The organism is Bacteroides faecis (assembly GCF_020091505.1).
Classification (GTDB): Bacteria; Bacteroidota; Bacteroidia; order Bacteroidales; family Bacteroidaceae; genus Bacteroides; species Bacteroides faecis.
Map to the genome: position 1 here is coordinate 38,746 of NZ_CP081916.1, position 19,858 is coordinate 58,603.

General features: G+C 39.1%; 17 protein-coding genes. 6 read left to right on the plus strand and 11 right to left on the minus strand.

Annotation, left to right across the window (positions count from 1 at the left end; genetic code table 11):
* Positions 1–59 precede the first annotated feature (59 nt).
* Positions 60–1,124 (minus strand): DUF2027 domain-containing protein, encoded by a 1,065-nt coding sequence (locus tag K6V30_RS00605; RefSeq protein ID WP_010539408.1) that lies wholly within the window; start codon positions 1,122–1,124, stop codon positions 60–62.
* 190 nt (positions 1,125–1,314) lie between these two features.
* Between K6V30_RS00605 and K6V30_RS00610 the strand changes: the two genes are divergently transcribed.
* Positions 1,315–2,010 carry an HAD family hydrolase gene (locus K6V30_RS00610; RefSeq protein WP_055270516.1) on the plus strand — a complete coding sequence of 232 codons (696 nt, stop codon included), beginning with the start codon at positions 1,315–1,317 and terminating at the stop codon, positions 2,008–2,010.
* A 35-nt stretch (positions 2,011–2,045) separates the two neighbouring features.
* Here K6V30_RS00610 and K6V30_RS00615 read toward each other — a convergent pair whose 3' ends face one another.
* Positions 2,046–2,819 (minus strand): response regulator transcription factor, encoded by a 774-nt coding sequence (locus K6V30_RS00615; protein WP_022301581.1) that lies wholly within the window; start codon positions 2,817–2,819, stop codon positions 2,046–2,048.
* An 87-nt stretch (positions 2,820–2,906) separates the two neighbouring features.
* Here K6V30_RS00615 and K6V30_RS00620 point away from each other — a divergent pair, with 87 nt between their 5' ends.
* The gene (locus K6V30_RS00620; protein WP_010539411.1) at positions 2,907–3,572 is read left to right on the plus strand and encodes a DUF1349 domain-containing protein; all 666 of its coding nucleotides are present in this window, start codon (positions 2,907–2,909) and stop codon (positions 3,570–3,572) included.
* Between the two features lie 140 nt (positions 3,573–3,712).
* Here K6V30_RS00620 and K6V30_RS00625 read toward each other — a convergent pair whose 3' ends face one another.
* Positions 3,713–4,768: a winged helix DNA-binding domain-containing protein gene (locus K6V30_RS00625; RefSeq protein WP_010539412.1), complete on the minus strand. Its 1,056-nt coding sequence runs from the start codon at positions 4,766–4,768 to the stop codon at positions 3,713–3,715.
* Positions 4,769–4,967: 199 nt separating this feature from the next.
* Between K6V30_RS00625 and aroA the strand changes: the two genes are divergently transcribed.
* The 3 genes from aroA (at position 4,968) to K6V30_RS00640 (ending at position 7,570) form a co-directional block, all read left to right on the plus strand.
* Positions 4,968–6,197 carry a 3-phosphoshikimate 1-carboxyvinyltransferase gene (gene aroA / locus K6V30_RS00630; protein WP_055270605.1) on the plus strand — a complete coding sequence of 410 codons (1,230 nt, stop codon included), beginning with the start codon at positions 4,968–4,970 and terminating at the stop codon, positions 6,195–6,197.
* Positions 6,198–6,210: 13 nt separating this feature from the next.
* Positions 6,211–6,780, plus strand: coding sequence for a Crp/Fnr family transcriptional regulator (locus tag K6V30_RS00635; RefSeq protein ID WP_022301578.1), 570 nt, complete (start codon positions 6,211–6,213; stop codon positions 6,778–6,780).
* A gap of 73 nt (positions 6,781–6,853) precedes the next feature.
* A complete protein-coding gene (locus K6V30_RS00640) occupies positions 6,854–7,570 on the plus strand; it encodes an SDR family NAD(P)-dependent oxidoreductase (protein WP_055270518.1) in 717 nt (238 codons plus the stop codon).
* Between the two features lie 64 nt (positions 7,571–7,634).
* Here the strand turns inward: K6V30_RS00640 and K6V30_RS00645 are convergent, their stop codons facing one another.
* The 5 genes from K6V30_RS00645 to K6V30_RS00665 form a co-directional block, all read right to left on the minus strand.
* The gene (locus tag K6V30_RS00645) at positions 7,635–8,996 is read right to left on the minus strand and encodes an O-antigen ligase family protein (RefSeq protein ID WP_010539416.1); all 1,362 of its coding nucleotides are present in this window, start codon (positions 8,994–8,996) and stop codon (positions 7,635–7,637) included.
* 311 nt (positions 8,997–9,307) lie between these two features.
* Positions 9,308–9,751 carry a hypothetical protein gene (locus tag K6V30_RS00650; RefSeq protein WP_010539417.1) on the minus strand — a complete coding sequence of 148 codons (444 nt, stop codon included), beginning with the start codon at positions 9,749–9,751 and terminating at the stop codon, positions 9,308–9,310.
* Between the two features lie 4 nt (positions 9,752–9,755).
* Positions 9,756–11,240 carry a hypothetical protein gene (locus K6V30_RS00655; RefSeq protein ID WP_055270520.1) on the minus strand — a complete coding sequence of 495 codons (1,485 nt, stop codon included), beginning with the start codon at positions 11,238–11,240 and terminating at the stop codon, positions 9,756–9,758.
* A 7-nt stretch (positions 11,241–11,247) separates the two neighbouring features.
* Positions 11,248–12,303, minus strand: a complete 1,056-nt coding sequence (locus K6V30_RS00660) for a hypothetical protein (protein WP_010539419.1) — start codon at positions 12,301–12,303, stop codon at positions 11,248–11,250.
* Between the two features lie 30 nt (positions 12,304–12,333).
* Positions 12,334–14,133 carry a transglutaminase domain-containing protein gene (locus K6V30_RS00665; protein WP_010539420.1) on the minus strand — a complete coding sequence of 600 codons (1,800 nt, stop codon included), beginning with the start codon at positions 14,131–14,133 and terminating at the stop codon, positions 12,334–12,336.
* A gap of 1,657 nt (positions 14,134–15,790) precedes the next feature.
* Between K6V30_RS00665 and K6V30_RS00670 the strand changes: the two genes are divergently transcribed.
* Positions 15,791–16,219, plus strand: a complete 429-nt coding sequence (locus K6V30_RS00670) for a hypothetical protein (protein ID WP_010539421.1) — start codon at positions 15,791–15,793, stop codon at positions 16,217–16,219.
* A 202-nt stretch (positions 16,220–16,421) separates the two neighbouring features.
* Here the strand turns inward: K6V30_RS00670 and K6V30_RS00675 are convergent, their stop codons facing one another.
* From K6V30_RS00675 to K6V30_RS00685, 3 genes are all read right to left on the minus strand, one after another.
* Positions 16,422–17,423, minus strand: a complete 1,002-nt coding sequence (locus K6V30_RS00675; RefSeq protein ID WP_010539422.1) for a M28 family metallopeptidase — start codon at positions 17,421–17,423, stop codon at positions 16,422–16,424.
* Positions 17,424–17,462: 39 nt separating this feature from the next.
* Entirely contained in the window at positions 17,463–18,608 is a 1,146-nt protein-coding gene (locus K6V30_RS00680; RefSeq protein WP_010539423.1) for a leucine-rich repeat domain-containing protein, read from the minus strand.
* Positions 18,609–18,680: 72 nt separating this feature from the next.
* Entirely contained in the window at positions 18,681–19,784 is a 1,104-nt protein-coding gene (locus tag K6V30_RS00685) for a leucine-rich repeat domain-containing protein (RefSeq protein ID WP_181950779.1), read from the minus strand.
* Positions 19,785–19,858: the final 74 nt, after the last annotated feature.

Below are 19,858 nucleotides of genomic sequence, written 5' to 3' on the forward strand. Positions count from 1 at the left end.
ACCCTTCTTTTTTTATCTCATCCCACCTGTCAGACTGTATTCCGGCAAGTATACCGATATTATTTAATAGTTACCATAGTAGCTCCGAAACCATATTCCTGAAAAGACGCATCCTGATAACGGTAATTGCTGTGCTTCCGTTTCAACTCATCAAGAATAGCTTTCCTCAGTACTCCGTCTCCTTTTCCGTGGATAAACACAATTTTCTGTTCACGCTTATCTTTATTGGCTTCTATCACTTCCCGGAATTTATCCAGCTGATAGTTCAGTATTTCACTGTTACTCATGCCTTTCGTATCATCCAACAAAGAATCGATATGAAGATCGATTTCAATAATTCCATTTCTCCCGCCTTGACCGTGATTCGGCTTTACAATAGGCTGTGACTTCGGTTTATCGACAAACTTTTTCTGCAATAAAGCCGACTGAATCTCTTCTGCCGATACATATACCTGCTTGGCAGGCACATCATCTTTCACAATATCATAAATCAAAGCAGGCTCTTCGAAGAAGTCAGAAGCACTGAATGTATGCAGTTTATAGAATTTCACCGTATCGATCCGCAGCTCCACACTAACGGCAGGTTTGATGGCAGCAGGCTTTCCGTCTTTGAAAGCGATCAGCTGGACAGCTACCCGTTCCATCTCATTCAACACATCTTTGGTAAACTCTTCCAATAGCAGTTTGGTATTCGGTTCTACCAGTCCATGCGAGCGATTGTTCCAGGCCTTTCCCTCCGCACTCAAATATGTGTAGTACAGATAATAGTTGCTGTCATTCACCAGATAGGCTTCAAAAGGAGTAGTCATCATCGCCTTGGCATCTTCGGGCACATAAGCCAAAAACACATTCAGCGTGTCTCCGCCACGCACCTCCGGCTGGCGTTGTATAACCGGCATTTCCGGTTTTACCGGTTTCACAGGTTCCTCCTGCTTCGGAGCTGTCGCACCGGGTTTACGCTTTATATTATAATCATCCGCTTCAATCACGACACATTCACGTATCGGCATCGGAATGTCAAAACCATCCGCATCTTCTACCAATACAAAATCTTTTCCTTTGAATCCTGTTACGACTCCACCGCCTACCTCACTGAGGAAGCGTACTTTATCTCCTATTTTCATTATTGTATCTCCTGTTAAAATTCAAAATTAAAATGGGTAACAAAGATAGGGATTTATATGAAAAAACAGGAAGATTCGGTTCTAAAAACAAAATGAGTGCCTTTATTCCCCCTTTTATATTAACTTTGTCCGCAAAATATTAACGGAATGCAGATCATTTCATTTTAGTTCTCTATTAATGACAAAACCGATGAATGAACTTATTAAAGTCATAGCTTTTGACGCGGACGATACGCTGTGGAGCAATGAACCTTTCTTTCAGGAAGTAGAAAAACAATATACACATCTACTGAAATCTTATGGCACTCCCAAAGAAATCTCAGCAGCTTTATTTCAAACAGAAATGAACAACCTGCAAATTCTGGGATATGGCGCCAAGGCTTTTACCCTTTCGATGGTTGAGACGGCACTACAAATCAGCAACCGGGAGATTGCCACCGACATCATTCAAGAAATTGTCGATTTAGGGAAATCTTTGTTGAAAATGCCTATCGAACTGCTGCCGGGGGTAAAGGAAACACTGAAAGCACTGAAAGAAACGGGAAAATACAAGCTAGTGGTCGCCACCAAAGGAGATTTGCTGGACCAGGAGAATAAACTGGAACGTTCGGGACTTTCCCCTTACTTTGACCACATCGAAGTGATGTCCGATAAAACGGAGAAAGAATACCTCCGGTTGCTGAATATCCTGCAAATAGCCCCTTCCGAACTCCTGATGGTGGGAAACTCCTTTAAATCAGATATTCAGCCTGTATTATCTCTGGGCGGATACGGAGTACATATTCCTTTTGAAGTGATGTGGAAGCACGAAATGACAGACACGTTCACGCATGAGCGCCTGAAACAGGTGAAAAGATTCGATGACTTACTACCTTTGCTTGGATGAATACGCTGCCGGACAAATCCTGAAAGAATAGAGTATCACAGCAATTTCATCAATTCCGCTGCCCGACAGGCTTCTATCGAGTTGCCGACAGAAAGTTTCTCCAGAATATTCTGCCGGTGGCGGTTGACAGTATTTACACTGATATAAAAAGTCGCAGCTATTTCTTTGCTCGACAGTCCTTTCCGTATGCAGCGCAGTATTTCCTTTTCGCGTTCCGAAAGGATATTGCGGTGCTCTTCCGAAAGGAATAATGTTTCTACTTCTCCACTTTCCATCTGTGTGATAGTAGCATAAATGCCCTGTTCCGGTCGCTGGTCGGCAGATAAGGAATAAAGGCAGAAGATCAGCCATACATTTCCGGAAGGAGTATTCTCCATAATCTGCACCAGATTATCAATATACTGGTAAACGCCTTTCTCATTCATCATGCGCAATCTGCATCTTCCCCGGTATTTGAGCCGTTCATCGGGAGACATGGAGAAAGTCTTCTGAAAAAACTTATATTCCAGCAAACGCTTCTCCACCAAATCTTCGGGATGAATACGCCGGTAGATACAGTCTTCGTCCATCGAATCAATTACGCTTAAAGCAGCCTCTTCGGGAGTGAGTCCCAGAAAATGAGCCCATGGATGAACAGTAACGTAGCTCTTCCGGTTCGAAAGATCGGAAATGACGGCACATCCTCCATTAATCTCCGTCAGTGAACGGATAAACCGCTGGTGTTGTTCCACTACCCCGTAATCCAGCGTTTCATGTGCTGTCGGTTGCGTGGCATAAACTTCATCTATTTCTTTTTGCAGTACGTCCATCGTATAAAATGGTTATTATTCAGTATTGTCGCACGAACAGGTATGGCCTATCTTTGCACCACAAAGATAAATAAATAAGAAACGACCATGAAACATTTGAAAATCAAAATCATGTCAATCGCGTTATTGGCAGCAACAACTTCTTCTATGGGACAAAGTCTGAATAAAATGAACTGGCTGAATGAGCCTCAACAATGGGAAATAAAGGAAGGCAAAACTTTGGTGATGGACGTACCTGCCAAGACGGACTTCTGGCGGATTTCCCACTATGGATTTACGGTAGATGACGGGCCTTTCTACTATGCCACTTACGGTGGGGAGTTTGAAGTAAAGGTGAAGATAACGGGCAACTATGTGACCACATTCGACCAAATGGGATTGATGCTGCGCATCGACCACGAGAACTGGATAAAGGCAGGAGTTGAATACGTAGACGGCAAGCAGAATGTCAGCGCTGTAGTTACACACCACACAAGCGACTGGAGCGTAGTGCAACTACCGGATGCCCCGCGTTCCTTATGGATCAAGGCAGTCCGCCGGCTGGATGCAGTGGAAATCTTCTTCTCCCGTGACGATAAGGAGTACACGATGATGCGTACTTGCTGGTTACAGGATAACTGTCCGGTCATGGTAGGGCTGATGGGAGCTTGTCCGGATGGAAAAGGATTCACGGCTATATTCGAAGAGTTCAAGGTAACTCCGCTGGCAGATCAACGAAGACTGGAATGGGCTAAAAAACAAGCAAGTAAATAGGTAAGAAGAACCAATAAAAGGATAACATAGCGGAATACCCTTTCTGTCACATTCCCAAAGATACTGTCCGAGAAAATGAAAGAATAGAGATTACCTTCTTTTATTTTCCCGGACAGTATCTTTTCTTATGAAGAATAAAGCTATTTCCCAAGAAATTGAGCAAACTTCTGCTTTGCCTGATGCAACATTGCTTCATCCATATCGGCTTCCTGCCTGAAACACGAATATTCCAAATCGAGTCCTTTCTTCTTTGCCGATTTATTCCAGTTCCCGACAACCTGCCCTTTATGAAGGATAATCGGAAAGAATAGTCCATTGTTGGTAAACGCTTTGGGGTAATGTTCAAGAGGTAAAACATCCGTCCGGTCCTTATATCCCAACAAATATTCATCATAAGAAGGCAAAAGATGTATATCATCCGTCAGTTTGCCGCGAGTCCGGCAAGCGTCATGAATATACCATGTCTGCTCCTTCCATTGCTCAGTTGTCAGTTCCGATGCTATCAGATAAATAGCCTGCTTTGCATCCGAAACCGGCAGCCCCGACCACCAGACAAAGTCCTGCAAAACAGCAGGCGAGTGACTGCGGAAGTAGCTCCGTGCCAAACGTGCCAAAGACTCGTCTTTCGTTAACTCGGGCATCGGCGGCACCCGTTCTTCCAGAAGCGCATACGTACATTTACTTCCTTTATCTTCTCCACTACAAATAATGCCTTCTTGCTCCGCACGTGCCATAAAGCGGGTCATACGGTGGTTATCCGCCAAAATTCCCGAACGGTTAAAGTGTTCGGCGATTTCCTGCTTTGTCAGACTTTTCTTTCCACACAGAATCTTCTCCAACAGTTGATGACCTTTTGCATACAGTTCATCAGGGATATCCAGATCGTATCCTTTCGCAAAAGAATCATTGGCCGAAATAATACGTTGTGCCGAAAGTTTCAGCATCCAGCGGATATCCTCTGCCGCCACCAGATGCCACGTGGGACGCATCACATGAGTTCTCAGAATTTCCCCTTCGCGCAAAGCCTTCTCTACCGCTTGAATCGTAGCTGATTTCAAACGCATTCCCACTGCCCACTTCACCATGGGGTAATTTTGTGCCTGCATAGCTCCCATCCATGACACCAACTCTTTTGGTTCGTGGAAAAGCGGATTTACTAACTGCTGGTTCAGCAAACGAATATTCGGTATATTCATAGTTGATTATTTTATTTGCTACAAATATAAAGTTTCTTTGCTACAAATCATCATAAAACGATTAACTGATAAGCAAACGATCAGCAGAAACACCGATACCGATATTACTTCAACTCACTTGATAAGAGCAGGAAGCAGTTGGAAGTCTCCGAATAAATCTCTACTTTTGTACTTTATAACAAAGAATATACTTAGAATGATGCTCTATAAACTTATTTCCCCTTCGATGGTAAAGGCGACGATCCAGTTGCCGGCTTCTAAAAGTATCAGTAACCGTGCACTCATCATCAATGCGCTGGGCAAAGGTATTTATCCGCCGGAAAATCTGTCCGATTGCGATGATACCCAAGTCATGATAAAAGCCCTGACCGAAGGAAAAGAAACGATTGACATCATGGCAGCCGGCACCGCCATGCGCTTTCTGACTGCTTATCTGAGTGCAACTCCGGGAGAGCGGACCATTACAGGCACCGCACGTATGCAGCAACGCCCGATACAGATTCTGGTGAATGCCCTTCGCGAATTGGGAGCTGAAATAGAATACGTACACAACGAAGGATATCCTCCTCTCCGCATCAAAGGTGCAGAACTGAAAGGAAATGCAATCTCGCTAAAGGGAAATGTCAGTTCCCAATACATATCTGCCTTGTTGATGATAGGCCCGGTACTGAAAGACGGACTGACATTACACTTGACCGGAGAAATCATTTCCCGTCCTTATATCAATCTGACACTGCAATTAATGCAGGACTTCGGAGCCAAGGCTGCATGGACTTCGCCCAGCAGCATTTCCGTAGCTCCGCAGCCGTATCAGAGTGTTCCCTTCACCGTAGAAAGTGACTGGAGCGCTGCCTCCTACTGGTATCAGATCGCTGCTTTATCTCGCGAAGCAGAGATAGAACTGCCGGGACTATTCCACAACAGCTACCAGGGAGACAGTCGGGGAGCAGAGGTTTTCTCCCGTCTGGGAGTAACTACGGAATTTACCCCTCAGGGAGTGAAGATAAAAAAGACAGGCAAGGCACCGGAACGACTGGAAGAAGATTTCGTTGATATCCCGGACCTGGCACAGACGTTCGTTGTCACTTGTGCCTTATTGAATATCCCTTTCCGCTTCACGGGTTTGCAAAGTCTGAAAATAAAGGAAACGGACCGCATCGCCGCTTTGAGAACCGAACTTAAAAAGCTGGGCTACCTCATCGAAGAAGAAAATGACAGCGTATTGATGTGGAACGGCGAACGTTGCGAACCGGAAGAGACTCCTGTGATTGCAACTTACGAAGACCACCGGATGGCGATGGCATTCGCACCGGCAGTCATATCCTGCCCCAACCTGTTGATTGCCGACCCGCAAGTCGTTTCCAAATCGTATCCCGGTTATTGGGAAGATCTGAAACAGGCCGGATTTCAAGTCATAAACGAAGGCTAACTGCCGCTAAGCTGTGGAAGATTTCAACAAATATACTTCCCATATCAATTATTCCCCTATTGTAGATTTCGTATTACAGCAAGGGAAAGAGATTTCTTATAAAAAAGGAGAATACTTTGTCCGGCAAGGAGAAATCTGTAAGATAATGGGGTTTGTCGTTTCCGGTTCTTTCCGCTATTGCTGCACCAACAGTTCAGGCGAAAGCAGCATTGTCGGATATACATTCGACCATTCATTTGTAGGAAACTATCCGGCTTTTCAGTTACAGGACAAATCAAATGTAGATATTCAAGCACTATGTGACTGTTCGGTATATGTGATCAGCCATCCCCAACTGGCTGACTTCTACGATATCAATAACGACCACCAAAAACTGGGACGCCGAATAGCGGAAACTCTTTTATGGGAAATCTATGACCGGATGATTTCCATGTACAGTCTGACACCGGAAGAACGCTATCTTGATATTATCAACCGTTGTCCCGACTTACTGAAACTGATTACTTTAAAGGAGCTTGCCTCCTACCTCCTGATTCGTCCGGAAACGTTGAGCCGCATCCGGAGAAAAGTAGTTCAGAAGTAAATTCTTGATTTCAATCAAGATTTTATTCATGCTCCTCTCCTATCTTTGCAGGCAAACACAGTCTGTTGGATTTATGAAGAAAATAATAATTATAGGTGCAACCTCCGGCATTGGTCGCGGATTGGCAGAACAATATGCCTGCGAAGACTGCCTTATCGGCATCACTGGCCGCCGTGAGAATCTGTTAAAAGAGATTTGCGCACAAGATAAAGATAAACGATTCTATCAGGTATGTGACATCACTCACACAGAAACTACCATTTCATCGCTGGAAACGCTTGTGCAAGAAATGGGAGGCATGGATATGCTGATTATCAGTGCCGGAACAGGGGAGCTGAATCCGCAACTCTCCTATCAGCTCGAAGAACCGACTTTACGGACCAATGTGGTAGGATTTACCAATATAGCCGATTGGGGATTCCGGTATTTTGAACAACAAAAGGGCGGGCATCTGATTACGATCTCCTCCGTAGGCGGAACACGCGGCAGCGGTGTTGCCCCGGCTTATAATGCCTCTAAAGCATATCAAATCAACTATATGGAGGGACTTCGGCAAAAAGCGGCAAAGCTGCCCTTCCCCATTTACACAACAGACATCCGTCCGGGGTTTGTAGATACAGCAATGGCGAAAGGAGAAGGATTGTTTTGGGTTACTCCTGTCGACAAAGCAGTGAAACAAATAAAAAGAGCGATATCAAAAAAGAAGAAGATAGCCTTCATCTCCAGAAGATGGAGATATGTGGCAGGGTTATTCAGACTGATTCCTTCTGCTCTTTATTGCAGAATGTAAATATAGAAGAATATTGCAAAGAGTTTACTTTCGGAAAAAGGTAACAGAGGAGTATATATAAAAATTATATAAAACCATTATGATACGCTCTATCTAAGTACTCCTGAACCTCTATTTTCATACGTAATATTTTAGTCCCTTCCTTCTTTACAGGCTGCCTTAATATAATATTACCTAGCTTTACTGCCGAATCCATATCTTTTTGCTCTATATAAAGCAAGAAAAGTCGATATTTTGGAGTGATGCGATGTGGAATCATCGAAATTGATAACTTATAAAACTTTTCCGCTTCATAAACGTCTCCTTTACTCCTCCATATATCTCCGATTTTATAATAAAGATCACTTGTTGGTGCAACTTTGGACGCAGCTTGTAATAATGACAATTCTTGATCTAAAGAACATTTACCTTTGCATACTTGTGAATAAAGATACATTAATTGTGGATTATAGCAGAACAATGGAAATAATTTATTTAAATCTGAGCAATGATCAAGAGTCTGTTCATTATTAGCCAATACTAAAATTCTCTTATAAGCCTTATTATAGATAGAATAAGACCAGGAAGAAATCCCGACTACCAAAACAACAAAAAGACTAGCTAACACATACACTCTAAAGGATGACAGTATAATACATTTGACTATGGGGCTTTTCAGCATTCCTATTATAGAAGTAAAAACGATACATAATGAAAATATACTTGCAGGATAGGAGAAGAACGAAAAGAAAAGAGAAGCTACTAACAAAGACTTCAAAACACGATCAATAGGACTAACCTCTTTATTGTTAACTAAAACATAAATAATTGACAATACAAGCAACATACCTACTAATCCCTGTTCAGCCATCATGTACAGAAATTCATTATATGGGTAAAAAGTATTATCCGCTAACATCGCATATGTCGAATCCTGATTATTAATAAAAAAATCAGCCTGATAATGCATATAATTAGCCAACCATCCTCCTGATCCAAAACCCAAAAACGGATAATCTTTAATCATGCAAGCTGTATTGTACCATATCAAGAAACGACCATCTGCAGAATCCTTCCTAAGAAAATAGACAGCTGCAACTAAAACAAATATAGTTAACAGAATAAGAATCTTTACCAGAATAGAACCTAGTACAGAACGCCCATCCTTTATGAGATACGGGTAGAATAAAAACAGAGCACCGGTAAATATAGACACTAATGCCGCACGTGATCCTGTTTGAAATATTCCAAACAAGATAAAACAAGCTATAATGAGAAACAGCAGAACCAAATTATATTTTTTATCTTGCAGATATTTACCAATGTAATATAGAGGAATAAGACAAGACACAGCTAGCAAACATCCCAAAGGTCCTGGATTACCAAATGTTCCAGTTACTGTAAAATCAAAATGATTGCTCGTTAACCATAACGCTTTTTGCAACATAGAGAAAGCAACTTCCACAACGCCCCAAAAACAGAGGATGAAAAATAGGAACTTATAATATCTTATAGGAATTATGCGTGATATTACATACACAATACACAATAATGAGAACCTCCACAATGATGAAATATCAATAGGAATATTCCTATTAATAATGAATAAAAGACAAAATAATATCAGAAATAAATCATGTACTCTTACAGGTATGCACATTGTCCTAGATACACTATTATTCATTCTAATAGAATTATAAAAAACTTAATTTATTCTCCCTTCTATATGATTATACAGAAGGGAGAATTGATTCCCTACTATAAATTTAGTTCACTATAATAATTTTTGGCTATCATTCTACCCGTATTTTCATCCTTGAAAAATACCACTACTTGCACTTCGGCTCTTTTCACGTTACTTAAATTCATTTTATTAAAGTAATATGAAACCGATAATTTCCCTTTGGGCTTTAAAGTTTTAACTGGTACTCTTTTGCCCTCTTCCGTATCAAATAAAGGGAACAATATTTCAAATCGCTTTCCATCAATATTTTGTATAATTGTAATACGACTTCCGCTTAATTCATTTAAACTACTTTGATTCATTATTACTACTTCTTTATCTGTATTATTAGTTAAATTAAGAATCAAAAGATTATTCTGCTTTATATGCATCATGCTTATTTTCACATCTTGCCCTTGGCCTATTACAGGAATCCCTAGCAACAGCAAACTAAATACCACATACTTAATCATATTCATAAACTTATTTTTTTAATTGTTCATTGGCTATTCTCAGCATTTCTTCATAATACCATTCCAAATAGGTTCTTTCATTCTCATAGAACTCAGAAACATTTGGAAAGTTCTCTCGTTCATTTCTATGCGTCTCAATTTCATTCTCATAATATTCAGGAGAATTAAAATGGGTAACAGTAATAGACTGTTGATACCACGCCTCTATGGTCGCCGGAGTCATATTAGTACCCTCAAATTCTTGCGCCATTCTGTCTCTTATTATTTGCTCAATCTCAGGAGGTACATTTAAAATGATAGGATCACCTATGACTTGATGTGACTCCAGCGAAGTTGAATAGTGTTTCTTATCAATATGATGTATTTCATGCCAAATTATAGCCATCCTATCAATATCCTGTAACTGAGCTGATTGAAAAAACATTTCACATAGTAATAGAATTCCATTCATTGTTTTAGCAGGAACATGACAGAAAGTTATTTTTTGAATCTGATAATTCTGAACATTGACATTTTTCAACTTTTCTAACTCTAACAAAACTCTGTTTACCATCTGCTTCTCCAGTTCTGTCAAAGGAAGTATATTTTCGTCTGGGTTATTCTCCTGTCCATTATCAACCAAGTCTTCTTCTGGTTGTCCTTGATCCGGCTCAGGGTCTGGATCCACTACTTCTCCAGGACGTGTATCTTCTAGCCATTGATCATTTCCTGCGTCCCAATCAGGGTCTGGGATAATAACAACTTCATCAAGCCACCCATAATCAATATCCCATCCTGCATCCTCTCCACGTGTTGACACCGTATTCATTTTTTGTATAGCTACCATCGAAACAAGACTTCGAGCCTGTTCTATTTTTTCCGAAGATATATCTTTTACAGAATTGTCTAATAAAAACACACCCTTCATCTTCGTGCCATTTTTATAGATATTTATTCGTACAGTAACCTGAGAATAAACACTAGAATATATTGCAACACCTGTAAAGCCACCCTTGCCAGCACAATTTACAAAATTGTCACATATTTTTTTTCCATATTTACTATCATGCGTTTTCGATGGTATTAATGTAAGGATGTATTGAGACAGCTTCTTACTTTTAGTGTCCTTCACTATTACTAATTTCTGATATACATTGACTTTTCCAACTGAAGGTATACCATTATATATGTCTACATAAATTGCCTTAAATCGGCACGTTGGAGTGATAGGAATGCTATAACTCGCAAGTTCATTCATCGAAGCACCGACGGCTATATCCCAGTCAGGGATAAAATCACCAGGAGAAACAGTTTTATTATCTTCAGAGCTTAAAGAACGACTCAATATTAAATTCTCGGCCATCTGCACTTGAAAATAATCTTTAGCTTCTTGTATACTGAACTCCTCCATATTTTCTTGTCCATTCTTTACTAAATCTTCATCAGTACAGTTTACTACAACAAAAACAATCGCCATTATGAATAAAATTGCATAAATGTAAGTTAACCTTCTCATATATTTATTATTTTAGTCCTTTTCTCTTCATTTTTCTCTCAAAATTATACTTCCACCAACCACTCCATTTTGTATAATTAGCAGCACTAAACAAAGAAGTAACCGTTTTACAGAATTCTTCACTCAATTTGGATAATTCAATATATTTATCAGCATCAGATAGTTTCTTCTGATTCAAAATTTTGTATTCCTCTATTGCATATTTACTATATGCTTTCTTAAAATCTGCCAGTTTTTCTTGGCTTAATCCATACTTGGATATCAATGTATAGTCCAACATTGCATTATTCACCTTCTTCCATTTTTCAAAAACCAAGGGAACCGCAACAGCTATTTGCTTCGACATTTCCTTATCATTTTTCATCATTTCGACCTCCTTATCAGCATGTTTTTTACTGCTATTAAGTATATCCACTCGCTTCTGTTTATAAGTTTCTTCAATCTGTGCTATTGCGAAAGCTTCATTATACGACGCTCCATACTTATCCATGTTACCCAATGCTCTATTAACCGTTCTTTTATAAGCAATATACCAGCTACCATTTTCTTCTCCTAGTATTTGCTTTATGTTTTTATTAAGTTCAGTAAGCAAAGCTTCATTGTTCTCATATTTTTTTGATTCATCTGTTGATTCCTTAGACATCCGTTCACGCTTATTCAGCCACACCTTCTCTGTATCAAATAAGGCACGCATTTGCTCATAAGGAATAAACTTGCTTTCACTAAACACATGATAATGTTCTAATTCTTGTGTACAAAAGCTCCACCTTCTATCTTTCCCATCATAAAATGCTTGATTAATAAAAGTCCCATACTTTTTATAAAGCTTTCTTTGATCAGCCTTAAACTGGATAGAACTGATTTTTGTATTTCTCAGTTGCTCCTTCTCTTGTTGTAAAGAATGTAGTATATCCTCATATCTGTCAGCCTTTTTGCTGTCAACATTATAGTTTTTCATCACATATTCCTTACGTTTACTTATGTCAACGTCCGGAATATCAACTTGGGAATAGCCTATACTTCCTATTAAAAGTAAGGATAAAGATAAAAGAGTTCTTCTCATAAAATGAAATTTTTAATAATTAAAATACCACTACCACCATATTTGTTTGCCATTCTCATAAGTAAAAGGACGTTCTTCACGGCCCTTTGTCAAATCACGAAGCCATAATAAAGCCTTTATAGGAACATTATCATACACGACACTATCACCATCAGGTTGTTTCTTTCCCAGACTTATCCATCCGTCTTGCCAGTAGAATAATTCATAAGTATCTGTTGAAACTACAGCATTATCATCATTACGTGGTGCAAATCCAATCTTACTTATTTTCACAGGCTTGCCCAAATCAGCACCAACCCACATATCTACGCCTCCAGCAACCTGATAATATGTAAGAGGATTCCGATCAAATACATTCACCATAGTAGGATCTTCACGTATAGCCTCACATGCAATAGGAAGAAAAGGTAGAGGCTCCCCATTTGAATGATATAAACTAAACTCTGCAATACTAAATGTACCTTTTGGTCTTATATAACGCACATATCGAAAACTCTTTTCCGTTGAAATTTCTATAACTTGCATTTTACTTTTAGGAATATCAGTTATTGTATACAGATTTTCAGCATCAGAAAAATCCGCTTTATTCGCTCCTTCAAAAATACCCATAACCATCAACTTAGCAAAATCTACTATTCGCAGATTTAATGGATATTTTCGTTTTAATACAACCCTCTCACTCTGTGAACTATCTGTGCTTATCGCCACCACACTATGATCTGACACAATGAGTGGAGCACCTACAGGTATTATATCATCATTTGTCCATTGTATAGGTAAATAGACTATGCCATCTCCTAAATCAAGAGCCTCTTTAGTCTTATCCTGCATAGTATTTGTACCAGTTCCTACATAAGAGAAGTTGGTTGATGAAGAAGCTGCTAGTGGTATCCAGCCAGCAGGTGAGAAAACAGACAAATAATAAACACTTGTCTTATCAGTCAAATTTCGGGAAATCTGTACATCACGAGAACCGATCCCATGCAATTCTGTCACATCAGCTATATCATTGTATTTAAATAATTCCGGAAGATCAACAATGGCTTCTTCGCGTAACTGCAATTTATACATTCGACGGTATATTTTAGGCGTTTTCCGTGAAATATAACTGTCATTAGTTATTTTATTAGTATTTTGTAATGGATAAATCTTTCCATCAGGCAAAATTACTGACACAAAAGAATGTCCATTATTGCTACTTCCCCAATATGGTACAAACTCATAGGCCGCTGGAATTCCATTCGCTCTTAAAGCCATAACTAACAAAGTGGAACGATCATTACACTTACCATATCCATTATAAGTTAGAAAAGAATACGATTTAGGAAGATCACCATAGTTATCTGGAGAAAGTTCTAACTTAACTTGCTCATTTATAGATTTGGCAGCCGCTATAATATCAGTATCACTATTTGGTATATATCTTTTCCTACAGTCTTCTTTCCAATAAAACTCTAAAGGCTCATCAGCGATTCTATATGGGAGAATATACTCTATAAATTGATCGAAACTATAATCCTTCAGGAATTTACTTTCTTCTCGCAATGCAAAGGATCTCTCTAATGACCAAACGAGAGAATCCGCCTTTATAACTTTTATATCATAAATAAGATCCTGATCAGTAGTATGTTTACCAAGCATATTACTTACTAAATAACATGCTGCCTCATATTTTTCATTATCACCGGCAGCCTTATAGTATTTAAGAAAATTAGTTAACTCAACCTTATTGGCATCTGAGTTCTCTAATGTTTCCCATGCTTTTCGCTCATATTTATTAGAAGCGCAACTACACATTACAATTATAAATAATAATAGTTTTGTTTGCATATTAAATTTAAGGTTAGTAGTCTTTTTTGAGTGTAGGCTATTATTTTATAAACTTTGTGCAATATACAAATACTAAATCAAAAAATCAACAAAACAATATATATTTTACAACATGCCAAACAATATATTGCATATACTTTTCTATTCTCATAACAAACATAAAAACTACTAGTATTCGAATTTCAACATAAATAATTTCAGCAAATACCCATCCATAAGTCGTATTTCTAATAATTAATCATTTCACACAATCAATCTAACAAATGATACAACCTATATTTGCGTTGATATAAGCTATTAATACGATATCGGTATTATTCAAATATTACCGTCACCCATCACTATATCGAGATAACAGATTTATAATCAACACATAGCATCGTGACAGCAAGGTAATGGCAGTTATTGCCGTCACTTCCAAGTACAACTAGTTTCAATCATCATCGGACGAAACATTATCAAGCTGTAGTTCCAAGACCAGTTCCAACCATTGGAACAAAGTGTTTCATGCCTTGAAACAAAGTGTTCCAAGTAATGAAACAAAGTGTTTCAAACCTTGGAACAAAGTGTTTCAAGCGTTTGAAACTTCTTGAAACACCGATCGTCTAAATTTAATAAACCACATGATTCCGGTTTACCCGGTCGTAACAGTAGTTTCAATCCACCTGTTCTTTCAAAAAGAACCAATAATTTTATCATTTCAAGTAAAAAACAAAAAGGTCAACCGCTTTTAGGCTTAAGACAAAAGAGAGTCAACCAAATATAGAGTTTAGTATAAAATCTGTCAACCAAAAACAGGGATAAGACACTAAAGAGTCAACCTAAGTCAGGTTATGACAAGCCAATAATGTATGAGACATCAACCATTAATACCTGATTTCTCAATTATTAATAACTAATACGTCAATCATTAATAGTTGAGACATCAGACATTAACATATTGAAAATCAAACCATAACATTAAGATAATTATGTATTAACGAACGCATGCAGAGTGAGAGCAAGCAGTTGCTCTCACTCTGCTACCATTGGATCTCTCATCGCTGTAACAGCGATGAATAAAAGGATACAGACGAATAGTGAGAGCATGAGAGCAAAACAGCTGTCCAATTACTATGGAGGAGTTTTGAGTTATCAATGCAATGATCAGACGAGAAACAGATTAAGTGCCAAACTTCTTTTATTTATTTCCGTTTTTCCATACTATTCCGAAAAAAACATATATCTTTGTCATACACTTTCTGCACATCAGCGAGATGTAAAAAGACAGAAAGTGGTTTTATTACTCATATCGGAGTAAGTAACGTATTGTCTCTCGGTTTCGAAACTTAGCAATTTCATTTAGAAGAGAGATGATACAACAGATACTCCACGTGGATAGCTGTATATCAACATATCAGTTAAAGATGTGTTATATATAAACGATTGGCGTGGATGTCTGTTGTTATCATTATCTTTCTAAAGGGTTTGCTAAGACCTCGAAACCGGATAATGGTACAACAGCATCCATGCCTATTTTGTATCCGGTCGGTTCCCCGCATCATCCCCATACCCCACAGCCCTCCGACCGGAAAGCAAAATGCAGGGATGCTTGTTGCACCACACTTGCCAAGAGTTATTTACTCTTTTTTATTAAACACATAAACAAAGAAACACTATGCCGAAATGGATTAGCATAGACAGAGCCATACACAAATACGAAGTCAAGGAAGAAGACCTCTGTTTGTGGGCAGAAACGAAAGCAATCACTGCATCTTTTACAGAGACAACTCTTATCATTGACGAAGAGAGCCTTCAGAAATTCTTGCGCTGGCACGAGACTTTTCGCACGGAAGATTACATTTATACACTGGAACAACTCTGTAACAATCAGGCTGAAATCTGTAAACTTTATCTAGAAGTCATCGAATTGCAAAAACAAGACCTTCAGCATAAGACAAAAACAATCGAACTATTGAAAAAACAACAGGCTGCAATAATCGAACAATACAAGTTGAGTCAGGAGACAATCAAAAAAACGACCGAGATACTCTCCAAAGTAGAAAAAGGGTGGCTGGAGAAGCTATGGTCATTGATCAGCAAGTAGAAACAATAAATCAACGTAAGAAAACAGACTTAAAGCCAAATAAAATCAACAGAGATCAAAAGTTATGATCATCTCAACTGAGAATAAAACAGCTCCAATTGCCCCTGTTTTTTTTCATTTGAAACCCAAAGACATGGAAGAGTATGTGAATAAAAACGCAACATATATTAGTGCATGCGACAGCCTATTAAATAAAAAAGCTCTACCATGACACCTCATTTGCCATCTTCCACATATTAAGAAAAGAAGCCTTAGTGATTTCCACTATCTTATCCCAGTTCAATCGGTCGGCATGATCGGATGGTTGGTGATAATCGGGATGTCCGTCCGTATGATACCAGATAATAGGAATGCCTGCTTTGGCAAAAGTTCCATTATCACTCCCTCCTACCGGATTATCCCAGGCGCGATAGTCCGGTTCTAACTGTAAACTATATTTCTTAATATCCTCTTTCAGCCAGTCGCCAAAAGCGGGATGAGCAGCTGTATAGAAATAGACAACATGTTTCGGTTGTTCCGGTTTATTGTTACGACCTATCATATCAAAGTTCAGGTATCCTTTGATTTGCGAGACAAAAGGACAGGTCTGCACAAAGTACTTAGAACCAAGCAAGCCTTTTTCTTCTCCATCCCAAAAGGCAAAGATTACATTCCGCTCCGGTTGTTGTCCACTGGCAACAAAAGCTCTTGCAATCTGCAGTACCGCTGATACGCCGGAAGCATTGTCATCCGCTCCGTTATAAATCTGATCTCCGTCAAGCGCAGGGTCTATTCCCAAATGATCAAAGTGGGCGCCGACGATCACATACTCCTTCGTATTTTTACCGGGAATCATTCCCAGTACATTTCTCATGGACAGTTTTTGATGAACTTCCTGTTTCAATTTCGCAATAGAGTCCGGATGCACTTCTAAACGCCCTTTCTTCTGACGTTCTTTGCGATAAGCATCAAAAGGCTGGAAATAACTTTCATTCAGAGGTTGTATTCCCATCCATCGCAATAAAGATGCTATATACTCGGAGGAGACATAGGAGCCGTGGAATCCGGCTTCACGTCCCTGCAATTCGTCACTTGCCAAAAAGCCGATAGTCGCTTCGGCGGAAGAACGGCTGATAGTGTTCAAGCCTTTTTCTACAGGAAGTTGGGCACACACGAATGATGTTACGCCACATAACAAAGAAAAAAGTAAAACCTGCTTTTTCATAATATACATGATTTTAAATAGGCAAAAAACAATTCACAATTATCTATTGATCAAATCTTCCGGATTGACGAAAATATTCCATCCTTTATCTTCAACAAGCTTCCGATCACAATTTTCCGATCCCGGGTTACCATTGAAAGTAATGCCATAGCCACTTGGATATTCAGGATAGGGATTCGGAGCAACAGGTAATACACAAAAAATCGCATTCAGTTCTTTCTCATCCAAATAACAAAAACTACAATCCAAATTCTGCAATATTGGATTAACCGAATTTTGCTCCGGTATTTGCAAGTGAACCAATTTTTTATTATCACTGCAATCAACAGATCGTAAGAGTGGAAGTTCCGATAAATCCAGAGAGGTTAAATTATTTGAGCTACAACTCAACTCTTGTAATAAAGGAAAGCTATTTATAAATTCTAAGGACCGGAAAGCACAATCACCTATTGACAGACTTCTCACATTTATCTTTTCACCTGTTTCAATGATTGACAACTGCGGATTAGAACCACATTGTACATCACTCAAGTTAGTTAGCCCCTTGAAGGAAAGAGAAACCAACGCATCATTAAAAATACACTTCAATGATCTCAATGCGGGAAGTTGTCCCAATTTTAGTAATGTTAATTCAGGATTGGAATAAACATCTATTGTTTGAATTTTCACACACTGGCTCAAATCTATACGTTCCAAATCTGCCCAATTTCCAATATTAATGGTTTCCACATTCGGACAAGAAGTACTTAAGTCCAATTCCGGAGTATCCAAGAAGCTATTAAGATTCAGAGTTTTCATCTTTGGTAAATACCCCAAACGAAGATCACTAAAAGGAGTTGCTTCATTTCCGACACTACAAAACTCCAGTTCTTCTGCCCATATTCTCACCCGGTATGTCTTACTATTACCGTATTTATAGTGTATCACAGGGTTGGCATCTGTATTTTCTACTTTTTGCAATCGACCATCTCCCCACTCGACAGCCATCCTTCCACCGCCAACAATTATTTGTAGCGCTTTCCATTCACCAGTAACATCGACCGTAAACTGAATAGTATTCGCATCCGTCAATTCAGGGATTTCAAAATCATCACCGAATACACTCTTATCTTCTCCCTCACAAGAACTGAATCCAAACAGAAGACATATTCCTATTAAGCCCAACAATAACTTACTTTGTTTCATCGTGATGTATCATTTAGAGTCTATGATACAAAAATAGAAAAAAAACGCAGAATCTATCTCTAAACAGATATTTTATTGAGCATCCTTTTCTTCTATAGTCCACCCATTTCTTACGGGCATCTCCTGATTACAAGTATACTCGCCCGGATTATCATAGTAAGAAAGATATGATTTAGAATGAGGATAATCACTGGCCGTACCCAGCATTTCAAATAATTGATTCAATGCTTCTTTGTCCAGCCGGTTGGAATGACAATCGACCCTCGTTAATAACCAGTTTTCCGAAATAGACAAACGAGTCAGCTGATTATTGCTGCAATCCAGATACTTTATCCAAAGAGATTCCGGCAATTCCAGCTCTTTCAATTGATTGTTCCGGCAGACAAACTCCAGCAACAAAGGCAGCCTGTCCAGGAAATCCAGATTCTGAAAGTTGCAATGACCTATAAACAAGGTGCTAATCTCCATTTTCTCATCAAATTCCAACCTGCTCAATTCCGGATTGTAGCTGCAATCGAGACTGTTCAACTGGGGTAAGTCTTTAAGCGAAAGAGAACTCAATTGATTGCCGGAGCAATTCAGATTTTTAAGTTTACATTTATCAGTCACATCGAGTGATGTCAGTTTCGGGTTTCCGCCAATCAATACCGACTTCAGGCTATCACACTGACTTACATCAACATACTCCAGATCAGCACAATTGCCTATGTTCACATTCTCCACATTGGGACAGGAACGACTCAGGTCAATTTTCCGGGTATTGGCAAAACTGGTAAGAGCCAAATCTCTCATTTTAGGCAAGTTCCCTATACGAAGGTCTTTTACGGGAAGCAGCAAACTTCCCAGATTACAATAATCCAGCTCTTCCGCCCATATTCTCACCCGGTAACTTCTTCTGTTGCCATATTTATATGTAATCAGTCCCGCTTCGGGATCTTCGATCTTCTGCAGTCTTCCGTCTCCCCACTCGATAGCCATTCTGCCGCCACCGCCAAATACTTCCAGTTGCGTCCACTCACCGAGAACATCTACAGTAAATTCAATCGTATTTTCGTCTGTCAACTTTGGTATCTCAAAATCATCCCCAATCACACTTCTATCTTCCGCACAAGAAGAAAGTCCACCAATCAAACATATTATAAATATGCAAATCATCCACTTTCTATGCTTCACCATCTATGTATATTTAAGTTAGTAACGCACAAAAGTAAGAAAAGAAATAGATACCATCCATGATAGAATGCAAATTA

Coding starts and splice junctions, on each gene's coding strand:
- K6V30_RS00655 (WP_055270520.1), bottom strand. CDS start 11,240: ATGAGAAGGTTAACTTACATTTATGCAATTTTATTCATAATGGCGATT.
- K6V30_RS00685 (WP_181950779.1), bottom strand. CDS start 19,784: ATGGTGAAGCATAGAAAGTGGATGATTTGCATATTTATAATATGTTTG.
- K6V30_RS00605 (WP_010539408.1), bottom strand. CDS start 1,124: ATGAAAATAGGAGATAAAGTACGCTTCCTCAGTGAGGTAGGCGGTGGA.
- K6V30_RS00645 (WP_010539416.1), bottom strand. CDS start 8,996: ATGTTGCAAAAAGCGTTATGGTTAACGAGCAATCATTTTGATTTTACA.
- K6V30_RS00680 (WP_010539423.1), bottom strand. CDS start 18,608: ATGAAACAAAGTAAGTTATTGTTGGGCTTAATAGGAATATGTCTTCTG.
- K6V30_RS00610 (WP_055270516.1), top strand. CDS start 1,315: ATGAATGAACTTATTAAAGTCATAGCTTTTGACGCGGACGATACGCTG.
- K6V30_RS00660 (WP_010539419.1), bottom strand. CDS start 12,303: ATGAGAAGAACTCTTTTATCTTTATCCTTACTTTTAATAGGAAGTATA.
- K6V30_RS00665 (WP_010539420.1), bottom strand. CDS start 14,133: ATGCAAACAAAACTATTATTATTTATAATTGTAATGTGTAGTTGCGCT.
- K6V30_RS00615 (WP_022301581.1), bottom strand. CDS start 2,819: ATGGACGTACTGCAAAAAGAAATAGATGAAGTTTATGCCACGCAACCG.
- K6V30_RS00670 (WP_010539421.1), top strand. CDS start 15,791: ATGCCGAAATGGATTAGCATAGACAGAGCCATACACAAATACGAAGTC.
- K6V30_RS00640 (WP_055270518.1), top strand. CDS start 6,854: ATGAAGAAAATAATAATTATAGGTGCAACCTCCGGCATTGGTCGCGGA.
- K6V30_RS00625 (WP_010539412.1), bottom strand. CDS start 4,768: ATGAATATACCGAATATTCGTTTGCTGAACCAGCAGTTAGTAAATCCG.
- aroA (WP_055270605.1), top strand. CDS start 4,968: ATGCTCTATAAACTTATTTCCCCTTCGATGGTAAAGGCGACGATCCAG.
- K6V30_RS00650 (WP_010539417.1), bottom strand. CDS start 9,751: ATGAATATGATTAAGTATGTGGTATTTAGTTTGCTGTTGCTAGGGATT.
- K6V30_RS00675 (WP_010539422.1), bottom strand. CDS start 17,423: ATGAAAAAGCAGGTTTTACTTTTTTCTTTGTTATGTGGCGTAACATCA.
- K6V30_RS00620 (WP_010539411.1), top strand. CDS start 2,907: ATGAAACATTTGAAAATCAAAATCATGTCAATCGCGTTATTGGCAGCA.